The organism is Salinivibrio sp. IB282 (assembly GCF_001995685.1).
GTDB classification, from domain to species: Bacteria; Pseudomonadota; Gammaproteobacteria; order Enterobacterales; family Vibrionaceae; genus Salinivibrio; species Salinivibrio kushneri.
Genome location: NZ_MUET01000148.1, coordinates 1 through 1724, shown reverse-complemented (window position 1 = coordinate 1724; position 1724 = coordinate 1). Strand labels below are relative to the sequence as shown.

The window sequence follows — 1724 nt, the reverse complement described above, 5'->3', positions numbered from 1 at the left end:
GATATCGGCAATGCTGATGCTACCAGCTTGGGTATTCACCGTATGCTCTGATGAGCCAGTGCTCTCTACCGTATTGCCCGCGTCATCCGACGAGCTCACGACCACCTCGAACTCGGTGTCCGCCGCCAGGTCGCTGCCGGCCACGTCCACGCTCCACTCGCCGTTTTCATCCACGGTGGTGGTGTACTCGGTGCCGTTGATGGTCATGGTGACCTGATCGTTTGCGGCGATGTCGCCGCCGCTCGCGCTGCCGGTGACCGGGATGGTCTCGCCCGCTTCTTGCGCGTTGATCACGTCATCGTTGGTGATGTCGTTCACGCTGACCGTGCCGGCCTCGGCGCTAGTATCAACCTCAGCTTGATCACTCCCCGGCTCGGAGGTGTTGCCGGAGGTGTCGGTAATGGTGGCTTCTACGGTTAACGTTTCTCCGTCTGCAGGAGTGTCTGGCAGTGTGATAGTGACGGTGCCGTCTATGATATCTTGCTCGGTAATCGTCGAGGTTTGACCATTTATGGTTAATACATCGCCCGGATTAGCACCGGTATCGGACAGATCGATCAATACCTGGATCCCATCACCAAGCTCTTGCCCACTAATAATGCCATCGTTGTTAGCATCATTAACAATGGTCACGCCAGGGATTCCGGGAGCGGTGGTGTCAATCGCAAGCCCCGCTCCTCCTTCTGCATCGCTACCAATCGCCCCGTCGTTGGTTGCAAGCGAATCAGTATCAAATCCTGAGCTTGCAATGGTCTCGCTTCCATCACGCTCAACATTGACATAACTCCATGAGCCACTGCCGGCTGCAGCGTCACCACCAGCGGCGGTCGCTTGGTCATCTTCAATGGTGATCTCGCCTTCACCATCAAGGATTTGTTGCTGAATCTCGGCTATTTCATCTTGAACATCTTGCGGCAATCCATCGAGCACGGCGCCGGGCTGCTCTCCCTGAGCCTCAACGGCGAGTAACGTTCCGTCGCTAAGTACAATAACAGCCTCACTGTTATCTGGCAGAACCAGCTCGGTTCCAGGCGGAAAGGACGTGCCTTCGGTCACTGTCATTGGCGTGCCATTGACAAGCAGTACACCATTTCCTTGGATACTTTCGACGTTTACATTGCGAGAGAGCGAGATTGATTTCATAGCCGGGACTCTTTATCCATAAAAAATGTGAGGTGCATTCAAAGTCTATCACTTGCATTATCTAAGGAATTAGACTTCTTCGAAAGTAATTTTACGCCGAAATGTGCACTTTGTACGGCTCAACATTGAGACAATACGTAATTATAGATCGGTGTTTGAAACGGCGCCAAACTATACCCATAGACCATGCACTTAAAGTATGCACTTGAAGTATGCGCTTAAATATCACTATTGACGGTATTGAGTGTTTTATCTCTTAGTCACATCGCTGCATGACGGTTGAACTGGCTTTTTCGATGAAGTTCTGGATGTAATCATCTCTTTGTCCCTCGCGTACACCCAAATGGATCGACTTATGAATACCTTGTTGCCCTATACGAAGGATATGAAGGTTTAGTCGTTGTTGGTACTCTTTTGCCAGCCATTTGGGGAGTGCCGCGATCCCGCGCTCAGCGGCAACCATTTGCAGCATGATATCGGTTGTTTCTATGGTTTTTTCTATGGTTTTGTGTTTGCGCGGTGCACAGTGCGCCGGCGCCAAAAACTGGGTAAAGACATCTAAACGCGATTGATCAACAGGG

2 protein-coding genes are annotated in these 1724 nt (G+C 51.4%); both read right to left on the bottom strand.

What is annotated here, in order from left to right; genetic code table 11:
• On the bottom strand, positions 1–1143 hold a 1143-nt coding region (locus BZG14_RS15270; protein WP_131825213.1), incomplete at its 3' end, for an Ig-like domain-containing protein.
• A 256-nt stretch (positions 1144–1399) separates the two neighbouring features.
• Positions 1400–1724 (bottom strand): LysR substrate-binding domain-containing protein (locus tag BZG14_RS15265; protein ID WP_241824695.1); only part of this gene is annotated, 325 nt, incomplete at its 5' end.